The organism is Mesorhizobium sp. HAY1-8B, assembly GCF_056868045.1.
On sequence record NZ_CP200321.1, the window covers coordinates 779520 to 797443 of the forward strand.

19 protein-coding genes are annotated in these 17924 nt (G+C 65.1%); 9 read left to right on the forward strand and 10 right to left on the reverse strand.

Annotation, left to right across the window (positions count from 1 at the left end; all coding sequences use genetic code 11):
* Positions 1–2: 2 nt before the first annotated feature.
* From AC1VON_RS03915 to leuD, 4 genes are all read right to left on the reverse strand, one after another.
* A complete protein-coding gene (locus AC1VON_RS03915; RefSeq protein WP_483120462.1) occupies positions 3–395 on the reverse strand; it encodes a RidA family protein in 393 nt (130 codons plus the stop codon).
* A gap of 33 nt (positions 396–428) precedes the next feature.
* Complete coding sequence (locus AC1VON_RS03920; protein WP_483120464.1) at positions 429–920, reverse strand: ester cyclase; 492 nt, start codon at positions 918–920, stop codon at positions 429–431.
* Positions 921–971: 51 nt separating this feature from the next.
* Positions 972–1910, reverse strand: coding sequence for a hypothetical protein (locus tag AC1VON_RS03925; RefSeq protein ID WP_483120466.1), 939 nt, complete (start codon positions 1908–1910; stop codon positions 972–974).
* A gap of 63 nt (positions 1911–1973) precedes the next feature.
* Positions 1974–2579 (reverse strand): 3-isopropylmalate dehydratase small subunit, encoded by a 606-nt coding sequence (gene leuD, locus AC1VON_RS03930; RefSeq protein ID WP_056574414.1) that lies wholly within the window; start codon positions 2577–2579, stop codon positions 1974–1976.
* A 239-nt stretch (positions 2580–2818) separates the two neighbouring features.
* On the opposite strand from leuD, the gene AC1VON_RS03935 reads away from it, so the two are divergent.
* From AC1VON_RS03935 to AC1VON_RS03950, 4 genes are read left to right on the forward strand one after another with little or no spacing between them, the layout of a single operon-like run.
* On the forward strand, positions 2819–3130 hold the full coding sequence (locus AC1VON_RS03935) for an ArsR/SmtB family transcription factor (protein WP_056576380.1): 312 nt from the start codon (positions 2819–2821) through the stop codon (positions 3128–3130).
* On the forward strand, positions 3130–3576 hold the full coding sequence (locus AC1VON_RS03940) for an SRPBCC family protein (RefSeq protein WP_172347843.1): 447 nt from the start codon (positions 3130–3132) through the stop codon (positions 3574–3576). Before AC1VON_RS03935 ends, AC1VON_RS03940 begins: the two co-directional genes overlap by 1 nt.
* A 43-nt stretch (positions 3577–3619) precedes the next feature.
* The gene (locus tag AC1VON_RS03945) at positions 3620–4111 is read left to right on the forward strand and encodes an SRPBCC family protein (protein WP_483120469.1); all 492 of its coding nucleotides are present in this window, start codon (positions 3620–3622) and stop codon (positions 4109–4111) included.
* 52 nt (positions 4112–4163) lie between these two features.
* A complete protein-coding gene (locus AC1VON_RS03950; protein ID WP_483120471.1) occupies positions 4164–4910 on the forward strand; it encodes a DUF72 domain-containing protein in 747 nt (248 codons plus the stop codon).
* Between the two features lie 56 nt (positions 4911–4966).
* On the opposite strand, the gene AC1VON_RS03955 is transcribed toward AC1VON_RS03950, so the two are convergent.
* Genes AC1VON_RS03955 through AC1VON_RS03975 form a run of 5 tightly spaced genes read right to left on the reverse strand, consistent with a single transcriptional unit; the run spans position 4967 to position 10155 of the window.
* Entirely contained in the window at positions 4967–6133 is a 1167-nt protein-coding gene (locus AC1VON_RS03955) for an NAD(P)/FAD-dependent oxidoreductase (RefSeq protein ID WP_483120473.1), read from the reverse strand.
* Between the two features lie 28 nt (positions 6134–6161).
* Positions 6162–7757, reverse strand: coding sequence for an ATP-binding protein (locus AC1VON_RS03960; protein WP_483120475.1), 1596 nt, complete (start codon positions 7755–7757; stop codon positions 6162–6164).
* Positions 7748–8440: a response regulator gene (locus tag AC1VON_RS03965; RefSeq protein ID WP_483120477.1), complete on the reverse strand. Its 693-nt coding sequence runs from the start codon at positions 8438–8440 to the stop codon at positions 7748–7750. Before AC1VON_RS03965 ends, AC1VON_RS03960 begins: the two co-directional genes overlap by 10 nt.
* 3 nt (positions 8441–8443) lie before the next feature.
* Positions 8444–9991 carry a DUF4153 domain-containing protein gene (locus AC1VON_RS03970; protein ID WP_483120478.1) on the reverse strand — a complete coding sequence of 516 codons (1548 nt, stop codon included), beginning with the start codon at positions 9989–9991 and terminating at the stop codon, positions 8444–8446.
* On the reverse strand, positions 9988–10155 hold the full coding sequence (locus AC1VON_RS03975) for a hypothetical protein (protein ID WP_483120480.1): 168 nt from the start codon (positions 10153–10155) through the stop codon (positions 9988–9990). Before AC1VON_RS03975 ends, AC1VON_RS03970 begins: the two co-directional genes overlap by 4 nt.
* A gap of 167 nt (positions 10156–10322) precedes the next feature.
* Here AC1VON_RS03975 and AC1VON_RS03980 point away from each other — a divergent pair, with 167 nt between their 5' ends.
* Together AC1VON_RS03980 and AC1VON_RS03985 are read left to right on the forward strand one after the other, a co-directional pair.
* Positions 10323–11213 carry an HpcH/HpaI aldolase/citrate lyase family protein gene (locus AC1VON_RS03980; RefSeq protein WP_483120482.1) on the forward strand — a complete coding sequence of 297 codons (891 nt, stop codon included), beginning with the start codon at positions 10323–10325 and terminating at the stop codon, positions 11211–11213.
* A gap of 36 nt (positions 11214–11249) precedes the next feature.
* Positions 11250–11456 (forward strand): DUF1737 domain-containing protein, encoded by a 207-nt coding sequence (locus tag AC1VON_RS03985; RefSeq protein ID WP_027047555.1) that lies wholly within the window; start codon positions 11250–11252, stop codon positions 11454–11456.
* 19 nt (positions 11457–11475) lie between these two features.
* Here AC1VON_RS03985 and AC1VON_RS03990 read toward each other — a convergent pair whose 3' ends face one another.
* Complete coding sequence (locus AC1VON_RS03990) at positions 11476–11898, reverse strand: metallopeptidase family protein (protein WP_027055474.1); 423 nt, start codon at positions 11896–11898, stop codon at positions 11476–11478.
* A gap of 171 nt (positions 11899–12069) precedes the next feature.
* Here AC1VON_RS03990 and AC1VON_RS03995 point away from each other — a divergent pair, with 171 nt between their 5' ends.
* From AC1VON_RS03995 to AC1VON_RS04005, 3 genes are read left to right on the forward strand one after another with little or no spacing between them, the layout of a single operon-like run.
* Positions 12070–13107 carry an ImuA family protein gene (locus tag AC1VON_RS03995; RefSeq protein WP_483120485.1) on the forward strand — a complete coding sequence of 346 codons (1038 nt, stop codon included), beginning with the start codon at positions 12070–12072 and terminating at the stop codon, positions 13105–13107.
* Complete coding sequence (locus AC1VON_RS04000; RefSeq protein WP_483120487.1) at positions 13049–14524, forward strand: DUF6504 family protein; 1476 nt, start codon at positions 13049–13051, stop codon at positions 14522–14524. Before AC1VON_RS03995 ends, AC1VON_RS04000 begins: the two co-directional genes overlap by 59 nt.
* Positions 14521–17856: an error-prone DNA polymerase gene (locus tag AC1VON_RS04005; protein WP_483120489.1), complete on the forward strand. Its 3336-nt coding sequence runs from the start codon at positions 14521–14523 to the stop codon at positions 17854–17856. Before AC1VON_RS04000 ends, AC1VON_RS04005 begins: the two co-directional genes overlap by 4 nt.
* Positions 17857–17924 lie beyond the last annotated feature (68 nt).

Below are 17924 nucleotides of genomic sequence, written 5' to 3' on the forward strand. Positions count from 1 at the left end.
CCTCAAGATCCCGCAGCCGGGCGCCGCAGCGCCGTGACTTCGATCTCGATCTTCATTTCCGGCTTGTTGAGCTGGCAGACGATCATCGTCGCCGCCGGCCTGATGTCGCCGAACGTCTCGCCCAAGATCGGGAAGACCGCGTCCACAAAGGCCTGGTCGGTGATGTAGTAATGCGCTCGCACCACATCCGCCATGTCGAAGCCGCCCTCCTTCAGCGCCTTGCCGATCGTCGCCAGGCAGTTGCGCGTCTGCGCCTCGACACTGTCGGGCATCGTCATGGTGGCATAGTCATAGCCGGTCGTCCCGGAGACGAAACACCAGTCGCCCTGCACCACGGCCCGCGAATAGCCCGCGGTCTTTTCGAAGGGCGAGCCGGTGGAGATGAGTTTGCGCATGGCGTCCTTGCAAATGTTCGGTTGTTTAGATCGTCAGGCTCGCAGTTGTGCCAGGACGCCTGCGATATCGCCCATGCCCCAATGCTCGATGATGCGATCGTCTTGCGCCCGGAAAATGTCGCATGAGGTGAAGCGCAGTGCCCGACCGGTCGGTGCGATGCCGAAATAGGCACCCTTGTGCGTGCCGCTGTAGACGAAACTCGCCGCGACATGGTCCTTGTCGGCGACCACGACTTCGATGTCGACCTTTAGATCCGGCATTGCCGCCAGCCGCGCCTTGAAGAAAGCGACAGTCGCCTGTTTCGGGCTGACATTGGCCGGCGGCGATGCGGCGGCGCTTTGTTGATGATTCACATAGGTGTCGGCGAACAGTTCGGAGAAGCCGTCGATATCGCCCGCGCTCAATGTCGCCGCGAACCGTTCCGCCAGCGATTGCGGCGCGGTCGCGGCCCGGGCGAGGGCGGGCGTGAGCAAGCCGCCGCCAAGAAGCAGCGCGGCTGTTGTTACTTGTCGCCGATTCTGCATCGTGACCTCCGTCGGCAAACGGCAACGGGAAGACATCCCCCTGGCGACCCGTTAATTCGGCGACCCAAGCGCCTTGTCCAGTGCTTCCTTGACATCGGCCGGCCATGCCGCCGTCGGCGGCCAGGCGTCCGGCTCGGGCTTGTCGCCCCGACGGGCGAAGTAGAGCTTGTGCTTGGCCGGGTCGACCGCCATGAAGCCGTCATTGCCGCCGCAGTCATGCGGCACGCAGCCGCTGGCATAGAATGCACCTGAAGTGGTCTTTTCGGTGCCGCCGCCGACCAGCAGGCTGGTCGCCATGTCGGGCATGTCCTTGCCGAGCAGCTTTTCGGCTTCCTTGTAGACGGCCTCATTGTGGAAGGCATCGATGATGTTGTCGTATTTCGACGGGTCGATATCCTTCCAGTCGGTGCCGGGTTCGGGCATGTAGGTCAGATTGCCTGATGTCGTCAGCCCCGATGTCGGCGACCATTGCAAGGCCGGCTTCTCATCGCCCGGCAGCAGATAGGGCACGAAATAAATGGCGCTGTCGGAGATTGCCGCCGGTGGCGCGCCGCATTCGTCCTGTTCGACCATCGTGGTCTGGATCTCGCCACCTTGCGGCTTCCACACGATCACCTTTGCCGGGCCGCATTGATTGCCGCCGTCGCCGACATCGACCAGCGCCACATTGACGTCGCCGATCTTCACGATCTTGTCGAAGAAGACATCGTAGTTGCTGGCCAACTGCTTGCCGTCATAGGCGAGCACCTTCTCGCCATCCTGCTCCGGCTGCGTGATGGTCAGTTGGCCGCCCTCGAACGGTATCGGCGCCTGGCTGTCATCGCCGGCGGGCGCCGCGTCGCTGGTGCTTGACGCTCCCGGGTCGGTCGGCTTCTGGGCTGCCGCGGGCGTCTGCTGCGCGGCGGGCGTCTGCGTCTGCGCAAAGCCGCCCATGGTGGGAAGCAGCAACAAGGCCAGCCCGCAAACGCCGGCAAGAAGCGAACGTGCCATGACTGTCCCTCCCCTCAGTCGATGCGAGCCCGGCCTGAAAGCGGCCGGATCGGGTGGTGCCGTTCAGGCCCAGGGGCGCTGCTCGGCGTTCCTCTTCTCGAACGAGGCGATGGCGCCGGCCTTCTCCATGGTCAGGCCGATATCGTCGAGGCCGTTGAGCATGCAGTGCCGCTTGAAGTCGTCGAGGTCGAAGGTGACGACGCCGCCATCGGGGCCGCGGATTTCCTTGGCTTCGAGGTCGATCGACAGGGTTGCGTTGGAGCCGCGCGAGGCGTCATCCATCAGCTTCTCGAGATCCTCGGGGCTGACGGTGATCGGCAGCACGCCGTTCTTGAAGCAGTTGTTGTAGAAGATGTCGGCGAACGAGGTCGAGATGACGCAGCGTATGCCGAAATCGAGCAGCGCCCACGGCGCGTGCTCGCGGCTCGAACCGCAGCCGAAATTGTCGCCGGCGACCAGGATCTGCGCCTTGCGGTAGGCCGGCTTGTTGAGCACGAAATCCGGGTTTTCCGAACCGTCATCCTTGTAACGCATCTCGGCGAACAGGCCGGTGCCGAGCCCGGTGCGCTTGATCGTCTTCAGATAATCCTTCGGGATGATCATGTCGGTGTCGACATTGACGATCGGCATCGGAGCGGCGACGCCGGTGAGCTTGGTGAATTTTTCCATGGCTTTGGCCCGTGTTTTCGTTGCGGGGGATTTGCTGAAGCTCCGTTTACACAAAGCCGCGGGCAAATAAAAGCCAACTGTTCGTGCACGCCCGCGCAAGGGGTGATGCATGGCGCCCGGAAGTGGCTGCGGTTTTGCAAGGGCTGATATTTTTCCGCCGTGGCCGCATCCGGTTGCCAACGGGGCGAGATCTTGCCGCTTGACATGCAACCAAATGGTTGCATATTAAGGCCATGAGCATGGATGCAGTCTTTCGCGCGCTGGCCGACCCGACACGCCGGCAATTGCTGGACAGCCTCCACGCCAGGAACGGCCAGACGCTGAACGCGCTGTGCGCGGAGATGGACATGACGCGCCAGGCGGTGACCAAGCATCTGGCGATCCTGGAAGAAGCAAACCTCGTCACCACCATCCGCAAGGGGCGCGAGAAGGAGCATTACCTCAACCCGGTTCCGATCAACGAGATCGCCGAGCGCTGGATTGGCAAATTCGAGCGGGGGCAACTGACCGCCCTCAGCGACTTGAAAAGACGCCTCGAAAGGAAAGACTGATGAGCAACAGTTTCGTTTACGTGACTTACATCCGCACCACGGCCGAAAAGCTCTGGGAGGCCCTGACCGACCCGGAGTTCAACCGGCAGTTCTTCCTCTGCTCCTATCAGGAGAGCGAGTGGAAAGTGGGCTCCAGCTGGAAGCTGATCCTGCCTGACGGACGTGTCGCCGACAGCGGCGAGATCCTCGAGATCGACCCGCCGCGGCGCCTGGTCATCAAATGGCGCAATGAATGGATGCCCGAGGTCAGGGAAGACGGCTACACGCGCTGCACCTTCGCCATCGAGCAGGATGGCGAGCTGATGAAGCTTGCCGTGACCCATGAAGCCGACGGGCCGCACAAACTGATCGGTAACGTCGCCAGGGGTTGGCCGCTGGTACTGGCCAGCCTCAAGAGCCTGCTCGAGACCGGCAAGGGTTTTGAGCGCCCGCCATCGAAGGGATAAAAGGATCGTTTCGATACCGAACCAAATATCTTTGGAGGCATCCATGATGCATGTTCCCAGGATACAGAGCATGACCAATGGCGAGACGATCATGGCATCCGCCGAGATCGCGGCGCCGCCGGAACGCATCTTCACGGCGCTGGTCACGAGAGAAGTCGAGCGATGGTGGGGATCCGCCGATACCTACCGGATGATTGATTGGTCGGCTGACCTTCGCGTCGGCGGCCGCTGGACGGCCACCGCGCGTGGCGCCGACGGCAGGGACCTGCCGGCCAGCGGTGAATTCGTCGAGATCGAGGCGCCGCGCCGGATCGTGCAGACGCGAGCTTACGCATGGGATCATCCCACGCTTGGCCGACGGCAAACTACCGTTGCCTGGCTGCTGCAGCCGATCGCCAGGGGCACGCGCCTCACCATCTGTCATGGCGGTTTCGCCGGGCTGAGCGAAGCGGCGGTCGAACATGCCGAGGGCTGGGGCCGGGTGCTGGCCTGGCTGCAGGCCTATGTCGAGGCTGGAAGACTGGCGGCGGCTTAGACGGCGGGTCGCCCCGCCTTGACCCGCACCTCATCTGGTCCACATCCCATGCATGGAAAAGCAGGGATGTTTCATAGGTACGGCTGGCTGGGGCATTCCGACGCGATACAAGGAAGACTTCCCGCAATCCGGGTCGCATCTCGAACGCTATGCCCGGCACTTTCCGATCGTCGAGATCGACACATCCTTCTACAAGCCGCATCGCCGCGAGACCTATGAACGCTGGGCAGGCTCCGCGCCAGAGCATTTCCGCTTTGCCGTCAAGACGCCGAAAGCGATGACACATGAAAATCGCCTCGTGGGCTGCGAGGCTTTTGCCGATGCCTTTCTTCAGCAGGTTGACGGTCTCGATGAAAAACTGAGCGTCCTTCTGGTGCAGCTGCCGCCGAGCTTGGCCTTCGAGCCGGACGTCGCCGACGGTTTCTTCGATATGCTGGGAAGGCGCAGTCGAGCCAGGCTGGCATGCGAGCCGCGCCACCCCAGCTGGTTTGAAGCAAAGGCGGAAGCGCTTCTGGCCGGCAGGCGGATCGCGCGTGTTGCCGCCGACCCGGCTCCGGTCCCGGCCGCGGCGGTGCCGGGCGGTTGGGCCGGCCTCGCCTATTTCCGCTGGCACGGCATGCCGCGCGTCTACTATTCGGACTACGATGCCGAAGGCCTCGACCGCATCAGCCGGCAGGTGCAAGCAACGGTCGCATCGGGGGCGGAAGTCTGGGGGATTTTCGACAATACGGCTGCCGGACATGCTCTCGGCAACGCTCTCAGGGTTGATGCGGTGATACCCCAAACTTCGTCATTCTAGGACGGAGCAAGGAGCGAAGCGACGCGGCCAGACCCTAGAATCCATGCCCGCCTCGCTCAAATCACATTCAGTTCCCGGAACGCCCTTCCTTCGGCCACGCGTTGGTAGCCAAACGCCGAGCAATCGATCGTCCGATATCCGCCATGCACCAGGAACTCCGCAAGCGCCTTGCCCACCGCCGGCGCCTGCTGCAGGCCGTGGCCGGAAAAGCCGTTGGCGAAGAGGAAATTGCCGACCTCGGGATGCGGGCCGATCACGGCGTTCTGATCCAGCGTGTTGTAGTCGTAATGCCCGGCCCAGGCGCGGGTCGGCTTGATCGCCTCGAAGGCCGGGATGCGGGTCGCCAGCACCGGCCAGATCACCTCTTCGAACAGCGGCCAGTCGACCTCGAAATCGCCGGGATTGGCCGGGCCATCGCCCTCTTCCGGCTCGGCGCCGCCGGTGAGGTAGACCGAACCTTCCGGACGCACATAAATGCCGGAGGGATCGACCAGCAGCGGCATGTCGGCATATTTCTCGCGCGCCTCGAAGACGAAGACGTTGCGCTTGCGCGGCTCGACCGGCAGCGCCAGCCCGGCAAACGCCGCGACCTTGCCGGCGTTCGGCCCGGCGGCGTTGACGACGATGCCGGCAGCAAGCGTCTGGCCATTGTCGAGGGAGACGCCGGTGACGCGGTTGCCGTCGCGCGCAACAGCGGTGACCGAAGCGCTGATGAAATCGATCTTCTTGTCACGCAGCGCCTTGCGGAACAGCATCAGCATGGCATGCGCGTCGAACCAGCCTTCGCCGGTCCGGCCATAGGCGCCGGCGGAAATACCTTCGGTCGACAGCCACGCGAAGCGCTGCGCCAGCTGCTCGGCGTCCTCGAGCACGATGTCGGCGCCCTCGGCCATCTGCGCCTCGTGATTGGCCTTGAGGATCGGCAGGCCGTTCTCCCCGGCGAGGATGAGGTAGCCGCCCTCGCGAAATCCGATATCGGCGTCCGCGCCGAATTCTTCCTTCAGCCGCCGGAACAGTTTCAGCGTGAATTGCGACAGCCGGATGTTTTCCGGGATCGAGAATTGCTGGCGGATCGAGGCCAGGGACAGTGTCGTCGCCGCATGCGCGAATTGCGGATCGCGCTCGATCAGCGCGATCGAGCCGGAAAACCCTTCCTCGCGCAGGTAGTAGGCAATGGAGGACCCAACGATGGCTCCGCCGATGATGATGATGTCGTAGCGCATTTTTTCTCCGATCCGGCCGCCGGCCTCTCTACGCCGCCGGCAGAATGATCTCGAAGCGCGTGCCGCGTTCGGAGTCAACCAGCCCGATCGAGCCATCATGCGCTTTCAGGAGGGCCAGCACGATGCCGAGGCCCATGCCAGTGCCGCCAGTATCGCGCCGCGTGGTGAAGAACGGCTCGAAGATGCGCGCCCGGTTGCTCGGCGAAATGCCGGCGCCGTCGTCGCCGACCAGCACCGTTGCCTTGCCGCCGGCACTTGCCGCCGTGATCGAAACCAGCGTCGCGCCGTGCCTGGCGGAATTGTCGATGAGATTGGCAAGCACGATTGCTCCGTTCTCGCCCGATATGCGCAGGGCCAGATCGCCGCCGGCCTCGACGCGAACCGCCAGCCTGCTGTCGACGGGCAGCAGCGCCAGCGCGGCATCGATCGAGGTGCTTTCGCCGCTGGGTGCGAGGTTTTCGGCTTTCGCCAGATCGAGGAGCCGGCGCACCAGCAGATTGAGCCGCCCGGCATCGGTGACGATATTGTCTGAGAAGCGCCGCCGCTCGGCATCGTCCATCGCGCTGCCGGAATCGCGCAGCAGTTCCGCCGCGCCCTGGATCGCCGTCAGCGGCGATTTGAGCTCGTGCGAGACATGGGTGGCGAAGGTCTGGATCGAGTCCGAGCGCGCCTGCAGCTTTTCTGCCATGTCGAGGAAGGCGGCGGAAAGCTCGGCCATCTCGTGGGTGCCGTGATGGTCGAGCGGCCGGATCGCGTCGCGCTCGCCGGCGGCGATACGCTGGGTGCGATCGATCAGCGCATAGATCGGCCGGCTGACGGTGCGCAGGAAGACGAGGCCGATGAGCAGCGTGCCGCCGAGAATGGCAATCGCCGCCAAGGTCACCTTGCCGCGCTCGCCATAGAGATGTTTGACGATGTTGTTGGGCGTCCGCGACACGTAAACCACGCCGGCCACCTTGCCCTCGACGGCTACCGGCATGGCGACGAAGACACGCACCCTGGTGCCGCGGCTGACCGAATAGAGCGGCGGCGCCGGCTGGTCGGGGATGCGCAGCCGGAGCGCGCTGGCATAGCGGCCGGCAAGTGCTTCACGCACCTCCTGGACCTCGGCCAGCGACTGCCCGACCTCCTCGCGCCCGGCGATGACGATGCCCCTGGCGTCAAGCAGCCGGAAGCCGGCCAGCGTGGTTTTCTGCGTGGCGTCGAGAACGCCGGACAGGCGCGCACCGATCGCGGCGAAGGCGGGATCGGCGGTGGCTGGTGTCGCCGCCGGCCGGGTCGGCAGCACGGTGTCGGAGGCGAGATCGAGGCGGGGCTCGATCGGCCGGTAGGGTCCGTCGGGGTTGACGCCTCGGCTTGCACTTCCGTCCGGCTGCGGGATCGGCGCGCCAAGCTTGTCCGGCGCAATGCCGGCGTCACGCACCTCTTGCGCATAGATGGCGGCGATGGCCGCCCCTTGCGCGATCAGCTCCGCCTCGGTCTGGCGGATCAGCTGGTTCTCGTAGAGGCGGAAGAAGAACAGGCCGACCAGCGGCAGCGCCATCACCAGGATCAGGATGGCGACGACGACCGTGGCGAGCCGTGGCCGCCATTTGCGGCCGATCCATTTGCTCGTCAGCCGCATCGGCCGAGCCGGAAGCCGACGCCGTGCACGGTCTCGATGACCTCCTGGCAACCCACCGCCGCCAGCTTGGCGCGGATGTTGCGGATATGGCTGTCGACGGTGCGGTCGGCGACATGGACCTTGCCGGCATAGGCATTGGCCATCACCGCATCGCGGTCGAGCACATGCGTGGGCCGCGCCAGAAATCCTCTCAGGATCGAGAACTCGATCCCCGTCAGGGCAAGCGGCTCACCGTTGAAGGCGGCCGCGTGGCTGGCCGGCGCCAGAGTGAGCTTGCCATGCGAAAACTGCCTGTCGTCGGCCGGTTCGGGCGCCGCCGGGCGGGCACGCCGCAGGATGACGTTGACACGGGCGACGAGCTCGCGCGGACTGAACGGCTTCGTCACATAGTCGTCGCCGCCCATTTCCAGCCCGAGAATGCGGTCGATCTCCTCGTCGCGCGCCGACAGGAACAGCACCGGCACATCGGACCGCTGTCGCAGCTGCCGGCAGACCTCCAGCCCGTCCATCTCCGGCATGCCGATGTCGAGCACGATGAGATCGGGAGCCCGGCGCTCGATCTCCTGCAAGGCGGCGGCGCCGTCGGCCACGCCGAGCGTCTTCATGCCGGCCTTCTCCAGCGCAAAGCAGATCACCTCGCGGATATGCGGGTCATCGTCAGCGACGAGAATGTGGTGCGGCATCGGTCAGCGGCCCGGCAAGGAGGGTTGCGAAGGCTGAGGAAGCACGACCGACCCCTTGCTGTCGAGATATCGAAGCAGCCGCCAGTCGCGAAAGCTCCAGGCGCGCCAGTTCAGCTGGACGGCGCGGTACCAGTCTTCGTCGCTGGCCCGCAATCCTTCAAGCTCACGCATAGCGCCCGCGGCGGCTGTCTTGTCCTGATGATCGAAGAAGCGATCGAGCGCCGGAAACGCGCCCGGCCCGAGCGAGCGCAGATACCAGGCGTCGAGGGAAATGCCCTGGCCGGTCATTTCAAGGGAATGGTCGACATTGTAGTTGGCGATCGTGGCGGCGAAGTTGATGAAGCAGCAGGCATAAAGCACCGCCGATAACGTCAGAAGATTGGCGGACAGGAGCCATTCATTGGATTTTCCAAGCGCGATGCGGGCGATGATCAGCGCAAGGCCCGCCGCCACCAGCCCCATCCAGACGAAGGCGGCGATGCGCCAGTAGGTCAGCGCGTAGATGCCGACATAGAGGTCGAGCCGCAGGATCGACGAGATGACAAGCACGATGTTCTGCCCGACCCAGGCATAGACCAGCCGGCGGATGAGCGGATCCGCCGAGGTTTCGCTTCCGGGCCTGAGCGCCGCAAGGACAAAACCGGCAGCAAGCAGCGCCGTGACGATCAAGGGATAGGCGCCGCGATGGGCATAGGCGGCATAGCTCAGCCCGTCGGGAAGCGCGGCCCCGCCCCACAGATAGGTGGCGTCGAGCCCGGTCTGCAGCGCGAACAGGATGTTGAAGACGACAAGCGCGCGCAGGATGGCTGCCTTGCCGAACACGATGTCCTCAACGACATGCCTGTCCGGGACGGCCGCCGGTTGGGCATCGGCGGGGGGATGGTTCGGCCGAGGGATGCGCTGCCGGAATCGCGGCAGGCGTGGCCGCAGAAAAGCCCAGACGCCGGCGAGCACGAACAGCCAGAAGGCAATCCGCGTCAGTTGGATGAGATCGAGCAGCTTCACCAGGTCGATCAGCGACAGCCAGTAGTCGATGACCGGATTGGCGGCGCCGAACAGCGCCAGGAAGACAGCGCCCAGCGTCAGCGGCATTACCCAGACCGCGATCGCCGCCAGCCGGATGCGGCGCCCGCCGAACCGGCGCGCGGTCTTGCGCCAGCGGATGAAATCATTGGCGAACCGGAACGGTGCCGCCAGCAAGAACAGTGCGATCTGGCCGGCCATGCGGGCGATGCGGTATCGCAAGCGGCCGCTCAGCGAAAGCGCGAACACGACCAGGGCCGCAAGCGCGATCGCGGCCGACAGGGCGCTGACATTTTCAGCGAGCGGCAGCAACGCGACAAGCAAGGCGGAGGCCTTGAGCCAGACCCTGCCGTCGCTGAAGGCAGCGGGATGCACGGCCACGATCGCCGCGGCGATCAGGAGGGCGAACAGGAAAACCGTGATGCCGGCGGGCTGGCCATAAAACAGAAAATCCGCCAGCACGACCAGCAGCACGGCAACGCCGAAGCGGCTGCAATAGTTTGGTGCCGCTGTGAAGAACGATGTCATGAACGGACCTTCCTGATCGCGACCGACCGCATGGCCGGCAAGCTCTTGCGGACAAAGGGAATGAGGATCGGCGCGGGATTCGCGCGCGGCGGATCGACCAGCCACCAGCCTTCGCTGCGCAGCCGGTAGGGCAGGGACCAACGGGGTTTTGCTCGCTTTTGCATGCCGCCTGTCTCGCAGGCCGGCAGGGAGACGGCAGGGCGGATCCGAGGAGCTTTTCCGCAGGCGTGTGCAGTTTTCGTGCAGGGCCTGTGCCAACTTCGACGATTGGCTCGTGTCAGGTGCCGGTCGGACGCTTGCCTCGACCATCCACAGACGGCATAGATCGAGCATGACAACCGAACCCTACCGCCCGCGCCGCTCGGTGCTCTATGTCCCGGCCTCCAGCGACAAGGCATTGGCCAAGATCGCGCAGCTCGCTTGTGATGCCGTCATCATCGACCTCGAGGATGCCGTCGCCCCGGCCGACAAAATCGCCGCCCGCGAAAGGCTGGCTGGCATTTTCGACAATCGCCCGGTCGCCCTTGGCCGCCGCTGCGAGATGGTGGTGCGGGTCAATGCGCTGGCCAGCGAATGGGGCGCCGACGACCTGCTGGCCGCGGCAAAATTCGAGCCCGACGGCATCCTGTTGTCCAAGGTCGCGACACCGCGCGATATCCTTGAGGTCGGCGACGTGCTCGATGACAATTTTGCCCCCGACAGCGTGAAGCTGTGGGCGATGATCGAGACGCCCAAGGCCATGCTCAACATCGGCGCGATCGCCGAGCTTGGCCGCGATCCCGCCTCACGGCTGAATTGTTTCGTTGCCGGAACGAATGACCTTGCCAAGGACACCGGCGTGCTGGCGACGCCGGACCGGCGCTACCTCGTGCCGTGGCTGATGCAGATGGTGCTGGCCGCTCGCGCCGGTGGTCTCGACATGCTCGACGGCGTAGCCAACGATTTTCGCGACCTCGACGCCTTTGCCCGCGAGTGCGCGGAAGCGGCGGCCATGGGCTTCGACGGCAAGACCCTCATCCATCCGGCCCAGATCGACGCGGCGAACCGCGCCTTCGCGCCGTCGCCGGCGGCGCTGACCGAGGCGCGCCTGGTGAAGGATGCGTTTGCCCTTGCCGAAAACAGCGGCAAGGGCGTGATCGCGCTGAATGGCAGAATGGTCGAGCGGCTGCACCTGGCGCAGGCCGAAAAACTGCTGGCGAAGGCCGCCGCCATCGGCGCATGATCGCGGCCAAGTTCATTCACGACAGGACTTGAGAAAATGAAACTCTACCGCTTTCTGACCGGCCCGGACGACGCCAGCTTCTGCCACAAGGTGACGGCGGCGCTGAACAAGGGCTGGCACCTGTTCGGCTCGCCGACCTATGCCTATGACAAGAAAGCCAAGACCATGCGGTGCGGCCAGGCCGTGGTGAAGGACGTCGACGGCCAGGAATACGGGCCGGACACCAAGCTTAGTGATTGGTAGGGGCTTCCTCTCTTCGAGCTTATTCAGCCGCTTCCTCGATCCGCTCCATATCATCATCCGACAGGCCGAAATGGTGGCCGATCTCGTGGATCAGCACATGGGTGACGATGTCGCCCAGCGTTTCCTCGTTTTCGGCCCAGTAGTCGAGCATGGCGCGGCGGTAGAGCGTGATGCGGTTCGGGCCTTCGCCGGTCTGCGGGTTCCAGCGCTCGGCGATGCCGCGTCCCTCGAACAGGCCGAGCAGGTCGAACGGCGTTTCCAGCGACAGGTCGTCCATGATTTCGTCGGTCGGGAACTCGGCGATCTGGATGACGATCTCGCCGGTCAGCTTGCGAAAGTCCTCCGGCAAATGGGCGTAGGCCTCCAGCGCGAGGAACTCCAGCTCCTCCATCGAGGGCGCAAGTTCGCCATGCCAGGTGCGGGTTTTGTAGATGCGGGCCATGCTTTGTCCTTTGATCCCGGCATATAGGCTTTCGCACCGGTCGAGGCAAATAACAGGGCTGAGGCGCACGGGATGAGGAATAAATTCCTTGTGACTCTGCTTGACTCTTCAATCGCCCTCTGGAATCTATAAGAACATAACAGGAACAATTGTGAGTGGAAGCTGACCGTCATGGCGATGAGCGCCGTGGCGCGGGAGACTGTTTTTGCCCTGCGCCGCCAGATCGCGAAAATCGAGGGAACGCTGCCCGAGCGCCTGCAGGCGCCGGCCGCCGCGCCGCTTGATGCCGACGCCAGCGCCGATGTCACGTCCAGTGCCGATCTCACGATCGTTCGACGCGGCCTTGCCGCGGCCTTGCCGGATGCCTTCCTGCCCATCGGCGTCGAGCGCCTCGATGCCGCCCTGAGCGGCGGCCTGCCGAAAGCCGCCTTGAGCGAAATCCATGGCGGGCAAACCCGCGATGCCGGAGCCGTTGCCGGCTTCGCTCTGTCGGTCACCAGCCTGATCCTGAAGCAGGCACACGGACTGCCGGTGCTGTGGATCGGTACATCGGAGATCTTTGGCGAGGCTGGCTTTCCCTATGCCAGGGGGCTGCATGCCTCATTCGGCATCGAGCCCCGGCAATTGCTGTTTTCCGAGGCGCCCAGGCTCGTCGATGCGCTGTGGGTCGCCGAGGAGGCCGCCCGGATGACGGCACTCGCCGCCGTCATCCTGGAAATTCGCGGCAACCCGCAGCGGCTGGACCTGACCGCGACGCGCCGGCTGCATGCAAGGGCGGCAAGCGCCGGCCGGCCGGTGTTCCTGCTGCGGCAGGCGGCCGAGCCCGAACCGACGGCGGCTCCCGTCCGCCTCATCGTCGCGTCGGCGCCGGCCGTGCCGCGCGCCACGATCGCCGGGCCGCTCGCCGGTTCGATCGGCCGCCCTGCCTTCACCATTACCATCGGCAAGAGCCGCACGGCCCTGCCAGGACAATTCACACTGGAGTGGAACCCCGATGAACGCGTATTCGACGAGAGATGGGGCGAAGAAAGACGAACAGATCGGGCAAAGGATCCTGTCGCTGTGGTTTCCCTACCTCGCGGCCGAAAGGATCCTGCGGCAGCGTCTGGGGCGGTCCTGGCGTTCCCGGCCGTCGGATCACCCACCGCTCGTGATCAGCCACCGCCAGGGGAACGCGCAGCGCATCTCGGCCCTCGACGAGCGGGCTGAGGCGCTGAACCTGAAGCGCGACATGGGCATTGCCGATGCGCGCGCCATGCATCCCTCGATCGACATCGTCGAGGCCGATCCGGAAGCCGACCGACGCCTGCTCGAAGGCCTTGCCGACTGGTGCGACCGCTACACCCCGCTGGTGGCGCTGGATGGGACGGACGGCCTGTTCCTCGACGTCACCGGCTGCACTCATCTGTTCGGTGGCGAACGCGCCATGCTGGACGACATACTGTCGCGCTTCTTCCATCAGGGGTTCGATGTCCGCGCCGGCCTTGCCCCGACGCCGGGGGCGGCCTGGGCGGCGGCACGCTTTTGCGGCGACCGCATCGTCGCCGGCGGCGAGGAGGAAGCACTGCTGGCGCCCTTGCCGCTCGCCGCATTGCGCATAGCGCCGGAAACCCGCGCCAGCCTGGAGAGCGTCGGCCTGCGCACGGCGGGCGCCGTCATGGCCGCACCGCGCGCACCGCTCGCCCGCCGCTTCGGCGCCGCCTTGCTGCTGCGCCTCGACCAGGCGCTTGGCCGCCTCGACGAGGCGGTCTCGCCGCGCCTTCCCGTCGCGCCGCTTTCGGTCGAGCGCCATCTCGCCGAGCCCGTCACGCTGACCGAGGACATCGAACGGCTGGTCGGCCTGCTGGCGACGACCTTGAAGACCGATCTCGAGCGCCGGGGCGAGGGCGCCAGGACGCTGGCGCTGCTGCTCTTCCGCGTCGACGGCGCGGTCAGCCGCATTGCGCTGGGCACCTCGCGGCCGATGCGCGATCCCCGGCTGATCCAGAAGCTGTTCCATGAAAGGCTGGCGGCACTCGAGCAAGGTATCGATGCCGGCTATGGCTTCGACCTGGTGCGGCTCTCCGTGCTGGCTGTCGCCGCTTTCGACATGGCGCAGGCCGACCTGACGGGCGAGGTGGCCGACGACGGCGCCGATATCGCGCTGTTCGCCGACCGCATCCGCGCCCGGCTCGGCGAGGGCGCGGTGCTGCAACCGGTCGCCGTGGAAAGCCATCTGCCGGAACGCGCCGTCGCCATCGTCCCTTTCACCGAGGCCCCGCGCCGGACCACGCCGCCGAAGAAGCCGGACAGGATGCAGGCGCCCAGAACCATCTTCCCGCCGGAGCGGCCGATCCGGCTGTTCCGCGCGCCCGAACCCATCGAGGTGCCGGCTACCGAAATGCCGGAGGGGCCGCCGCTGCACTTCCGCTGGCGGCGCGCGCTCTACCGCGTCACCCGGGTCGAAGGTCCGGAACGCATCGCCGCCGAATGGTGGCGTGAGGCGTCAAGCGATCCGGCCACATCCACCCGTGACTATTTCCGCATCGAGGATGCCGACGGCCGCCGCTTCTGGCTCTACCGGCAAGGCCTTTATGGCAACCCGCAGGTGCCGCCGCGCTGGTTCATGCACGGGGTCTTCGCATGAATGCGCTGACCGTCATTCCCTATGCCGAGTTCGGCATCCAGTCGAATTTCTCCTTCCTGCGCGGCGCCTCCAAGCCGGAGGAGCTGGTGGTCGCGGCCAAGCTCCTGGGATTCTCCGCGATCGGCCTTGCCGACCGCAACACGGTTGCCGGCGTGGTGCGCGCCTGGCAGCAGGCCAAGGTCGAAAAACTCTCCTATCACCCCGGCTGCCGGCTGGTTTTCGGCGACGGCACGCCGGACATTCTCGCCTATCCCCGGAACCGTGCGGGCTGGGGGCATCTGTGCCGCATGCTCACCCAGGCCAATCTGCGTGACGAGACCGAAAAGGGCGCCACGCTTCTCCAGCGCGGCGACCTCCTGGAATGGGGGGACCTGATGTCGCTGGCGGTCCTGCCCGATCTGGTGGCGGACGCGCAAGGCGGTCTTGCCCTGCTTCGCCAGCTCAAGGATCGTTTCGGCCAAGCCCTGCGGCTTGGCGTCTCGCCCTGTTATGCCGGCAATGACCGTTTCCGGATCGAGCAGGCGGCGGCGTTGGCAGAGAGTGCCGGCATCCCGCTGATGGCGACCAACGATGTCCTCTACCACACGGCCGAACGGCGCCCATTGCAGGACGTGCTGACCGCGATCCGCCTCAACACGCCCGTCGCCGAGGTCGGCCTTGAACTCACCGCCAACGCCGAGCGTCACCTGAAGCCGCCGCTGGAGATGGCGCGTCTGTTCCGCAGGCACCCGCAAGCGCTGGCCGAGACGCTGCGTTTCGGGGAGGAGCTGACCTTCTCGCTCAGCGACCTCCAGTACAACTACCCCGACGAGCCGACGGAATCGGGCCTTGGCCCGCAGGCCGAGCTGGAAAGGCTGGCGCGAGAAGGCGCGGCCAAGCGCTTCCCGGGCGGTGCCCCCACCAGCGTCATAAAACGCATCCAGGAAGAGCTCGCTCTGATCGAGCGGCTGAATTACGCCCGCTATTTCCTGACCGTCTACGACATCATCAAATTCGCCCGCAGCCAGAATATCCTCTGCCAGGGCCGTGGATCTGCCGCCAATTCCATCATCTGCTTCTGTATCGGCATCACCGAGGTGGGGCCGGACAAGATCGATACGCTGTTCGAGCGTTTCATTTCCGAAGAAAGGAATGAACCGCCCGACATCGACGTCGACTTCGAGCATGAACGACGCGAAGAGGTGATGCAGTACATCTATACCAAATACAGCTCCAAGCGCACCGCGCTCGCGGCCGCCGTCATCAGCTATCGCGGCCGCTCGGCGCTGCGCGAGGTCTCCAAGGCGATGGGGCTGTCGGAGGATGTCAGGGCGTCATTATCCGGTTCGATCTGGGGCTGGTCGACCTCGGAGCTCGGCGAGAAGGAAGCTCGCGCCGGCGGCCTTGACCGAAGCGACCCCACGTCGCGGCATGTGATGGAACGCGCCAACGAGATCATGGGCTTTCCCCGTCACCTCTCCCAGCATGTCGGCGGCTTCGTCATCACCAGGGACCGCCTCGACGAGATCGTGCCCATCGTCAAGACGGCGATGGACCAGCGCAAGATGGTCGAATGGGACAAGGACGATCTCGACTCGGTGAAGATCCTCAAAGTGGATGTGCTGGCGCTCGGCATGCTGACCTGCCTGCAGCGCGCCTTCACTCTGCTTACGGAGCACTATCCAAAAGCCCGGGACCCCTACGGCCAACCCTATGTGCTGGCCACCTTGCCGCCGGAAGACAGGCGTGTCTACGACATGATCTGCCGCGCCGATACGCTCGGCGTCTTCCAGATCGAGTCGCGCGCGCAGATGTCGATGCTGCCAAGGCTCCAGCCGCGCGATTTCTATGACCTTGTCATCGAGGTGGCGATCGTTCGGCCCGGCCCTATCCAGGGCGACATGGTCCATCCCTATCTGCGCCGCCGGCAAGGTAAGGAGAAGGCCGAATATCAGAAGGCGGAATTGAAAGACATCCTCGGCAGGACGCTTGGCGTGCCGCTGTTTCAGGAACAGGCGATGAAGATCGCCATCGTCGCCGGCGGCTTCAAGCCGGGCGAAGCCGATGAACTGCGCCGCGCCATGGCCACTTTCAAGCGCACTGGCACCATCGGCAATTATCGCGACCGCATGATCAATGGCATGGTCGGCAAGGGCTACACCAAGGACTTCGCCGAGCGCTGCTTCAAGCAGATCGAAGGCTTTGGCGAATATGGCTTTCCCGAAAGCCATGCCGCCTCCTTCGCCTTGCTCGTCTATGCCTCGTGCTGGTTCAAGACCTTCTATCCCGACGTGTTCTGCGCCGCGATCCTGAATTCGCAGCCGATGGGATTCTACCAGCCGGCGCAATTGGTACGCGACGCGCGCGACCATGGCGTCGACATCCGCGAGGTCGACGTCAACTATTCCGTATGGGACTGTACCCTGGAAAAAGCGCCTTTCGATCCTGCCCGCATTCTGCCGCGTCATGCCGAGATGCGCGGTGTCATCGAGACAGATCATGCGCTGCGGCTTGGCTTCCGGCAGATCAAGGGTCTTTCAAAGGAACGCATGGAGGATTTCGCAAAGCGGCGCGGCTCAGGCTACGAAACCGTCCGGGATGTCTGGCTGCGCTCCGGCCTCGATGTCGACGAGATCGAGAGGCTGGCGCAGGCCGATGCCTTCCGTTCGATCGGCCTCGACCGCCGTGCCGCGCTGTGGGAGGTGCGCGCGCTGGGTGCCAGGAGTGCGGCCGAAAAGCTGCCGCTGTTCGACCAGCCGGCGCTGCGCCTGCGCGAACTCGAGCCCGAGACGAAGCTGCCGAAAATGCCGCTCGGCGAACACGTCATCCACGACTACCGCTCGCTCGGCCTGTCGCTGAAGGCACATCCCGTCGCCTTCCTGCGCGAACGGCTCGACCGCGCCGGCGTCACGCCCAATGCCAACCTGCCTTCCCAGCGCGACGGCAGGCGCGTCTCCGTTGCCGGCCTCGTGCTGGTGCGCCAGCGCCCCGGCAAGGGCAATGCGATCTTCCTGACGCTTGAGGACGACAAGGCGGTCGCCAACGTCATCTTCTGGGAGCGAACCTTTACCCGCTTCCGCCCCATCGTCATGGGTGCGCGGTTCGTGAAGGTCACCGGCAAATTGCAGTCGGAATCGGGTGTGGTCCATATCGTCGCCGAGAAGATCGAGGATCTGACGCCCTGGCTGACCGTGCTTCTGGAGAAGGTCAGTGGAGCCGGAGCACCGGCCACGCGACACGCCTCCGAGGCAGGGCCGGGGCGCTCCAGCCAAACGGCGCCAGCTAGGCAGGACCTCGCAACACTGTCGGAAGAAGCGGAAAGGGTCATGCCCAAGGGACGGAATTTTCAGTAGCGTACGGCGCCGGCTTCGCCCTCACCACCTTTCGTCATCCATCGGCGGAGCAGGAGCGAAGCTCCGTC

What these genes read in the sequence shown, in the direction of transcription:
- AC1VON_RS03915 (WP_483120462.1), bottom strand. Translation starts at nt 395, where the DNA reads ATGCGCAAACTCATCTCCACCGGCTCGCCCTTCGAAAAGACCGCGGGC.
- AC1VON_RS03920 (WP_483120464.1), bottom strand. Translation starts at nt 920, where the DNA reads ATGCAGAATCGGCGACAAGTAACAACAGCCGCGCTGCTTCTTGGCGGC.
- AC1VON_RS03925 (WP_483120466.1), bottom strand. Translation starts at nt 1,910, where the DNA reads ATGGCACGTTCGCTTCTTGCCGGCGTTTGCGGGCTGGCCTTGTTGCTG.
- leuD (WP_056574414.1), bottom strand. Translation starts at nt 2,579, where the DNA reads ATGGAAAAATTCACCAAGCTCACCGGCGTCGCCGCTCCGATGCCGATC.
- AC1VON_RS03935 (WP_056576380.1), top strand. Translation starts at nt 2,819, where the DNA reads ATGGATGCAGTCTTTCGCGCGCTGGCCGACCCGACACGCCGGCAATTG.
- AC1VON_RS03940 (WP_172347843.1), top strand. Translation starts at nt 3,130, where the DNA reads ATGAGCAACAGTTTCGTTTACGTGACTTACATCCGCACCACGGCCGAA.
- AC1VON_RS03945 (WP_483120469.1), top strand. Translation starts at nt 3,620, where the DNA reads ATGATGCATGTTCCCAGGATACAGAGCATGACCAATGGCGAGACGATC.
- AC1VON_RS03950 (WP_483120471.1), top strand. Translation starts at nt 4,164, where the DNA reads ATGGAAAAGCAGGGATGTTTCATAGGTACGGCTGGCTGGGGCATTCCG.
- AC1VON_RS03955 (WP_483120473.1), bottom strand. Translation starts at nt 6,133, where the DNA reads ATGCGCTACGACATCATCATCATCGGCGGAGCCATCGTTGGGTCCTCC.
- AC1VON_RS03960 (WP_483120475.1), bottom strand. Translation starts at nt 7,757, where the DNA reads ATGCGGCTGACGAGCAAATGGATCGGCCGCAAATGGCGGCCACGGCTC.
- AC1VON_RS03965 (WP_483120477.1), bottom strand. Translation starts at nt 8,440, where the DNA reads ATGCCGCACCACATTCTCGTCGCTGACGATGACCCGCATATCCGCGAG.
- AC1VON_RS03970 (WP_483120478.1), bottom strand. Translation starts at nt 9,991, where the DNA reads ATGACATCGTTCTTCACAGCGGCACCAAACTATTGCAGCCGCTTCGGC.
- AC1VON_RS03975 (WP_483120480.1), bottom strand. Translation starts at nt 10,155, where the DNA reads ATGCAAAAGCGAGCAAAACCCCGTTGGTCCCTGCCCTACCGGCTGCGC.
- AC1VON_RS03980 (WP_483120482.1), top strand. Translation starts at nt 10,323, where the DNA reads ATGACAACCGAACCCTACCGCCCGCGCCGCTCGGTGCTCTATGTCCCG.
- AC1VON_RS03985 (WP_027047555.1), top strand. Translation starts at nt 11,250, where the DNA reads ATGAAACTCTACCGCTTTCTGACCGGCCCGGACGACGCCAGCTTCTGC.
- AC1VON_RS03990 (WP_027055474.1), bottom strand. Translation starts at nt 11,898, where the DNA reads ATGGCCCGCATCTACAAAACCCGCACCTGGCATGGCGAACTTGCGCCC.
- AC1VON_RS03995 (WP_483120485.1), top strand. Translation starts at nt 12,070, where the DNA reads ATGGCGATGAGCGCCGTGGCGCGGGAGACTGTTTTTGCCCTGCGCCGC.
- AC1VON_RS04005 (WP_483120489.1), top strand. Translation starts at nt 14,521, where the DNA reads ATGAATGCGCTGACCGTCATTCCCTATGCCGAGTTCGGCATCCAGTCG.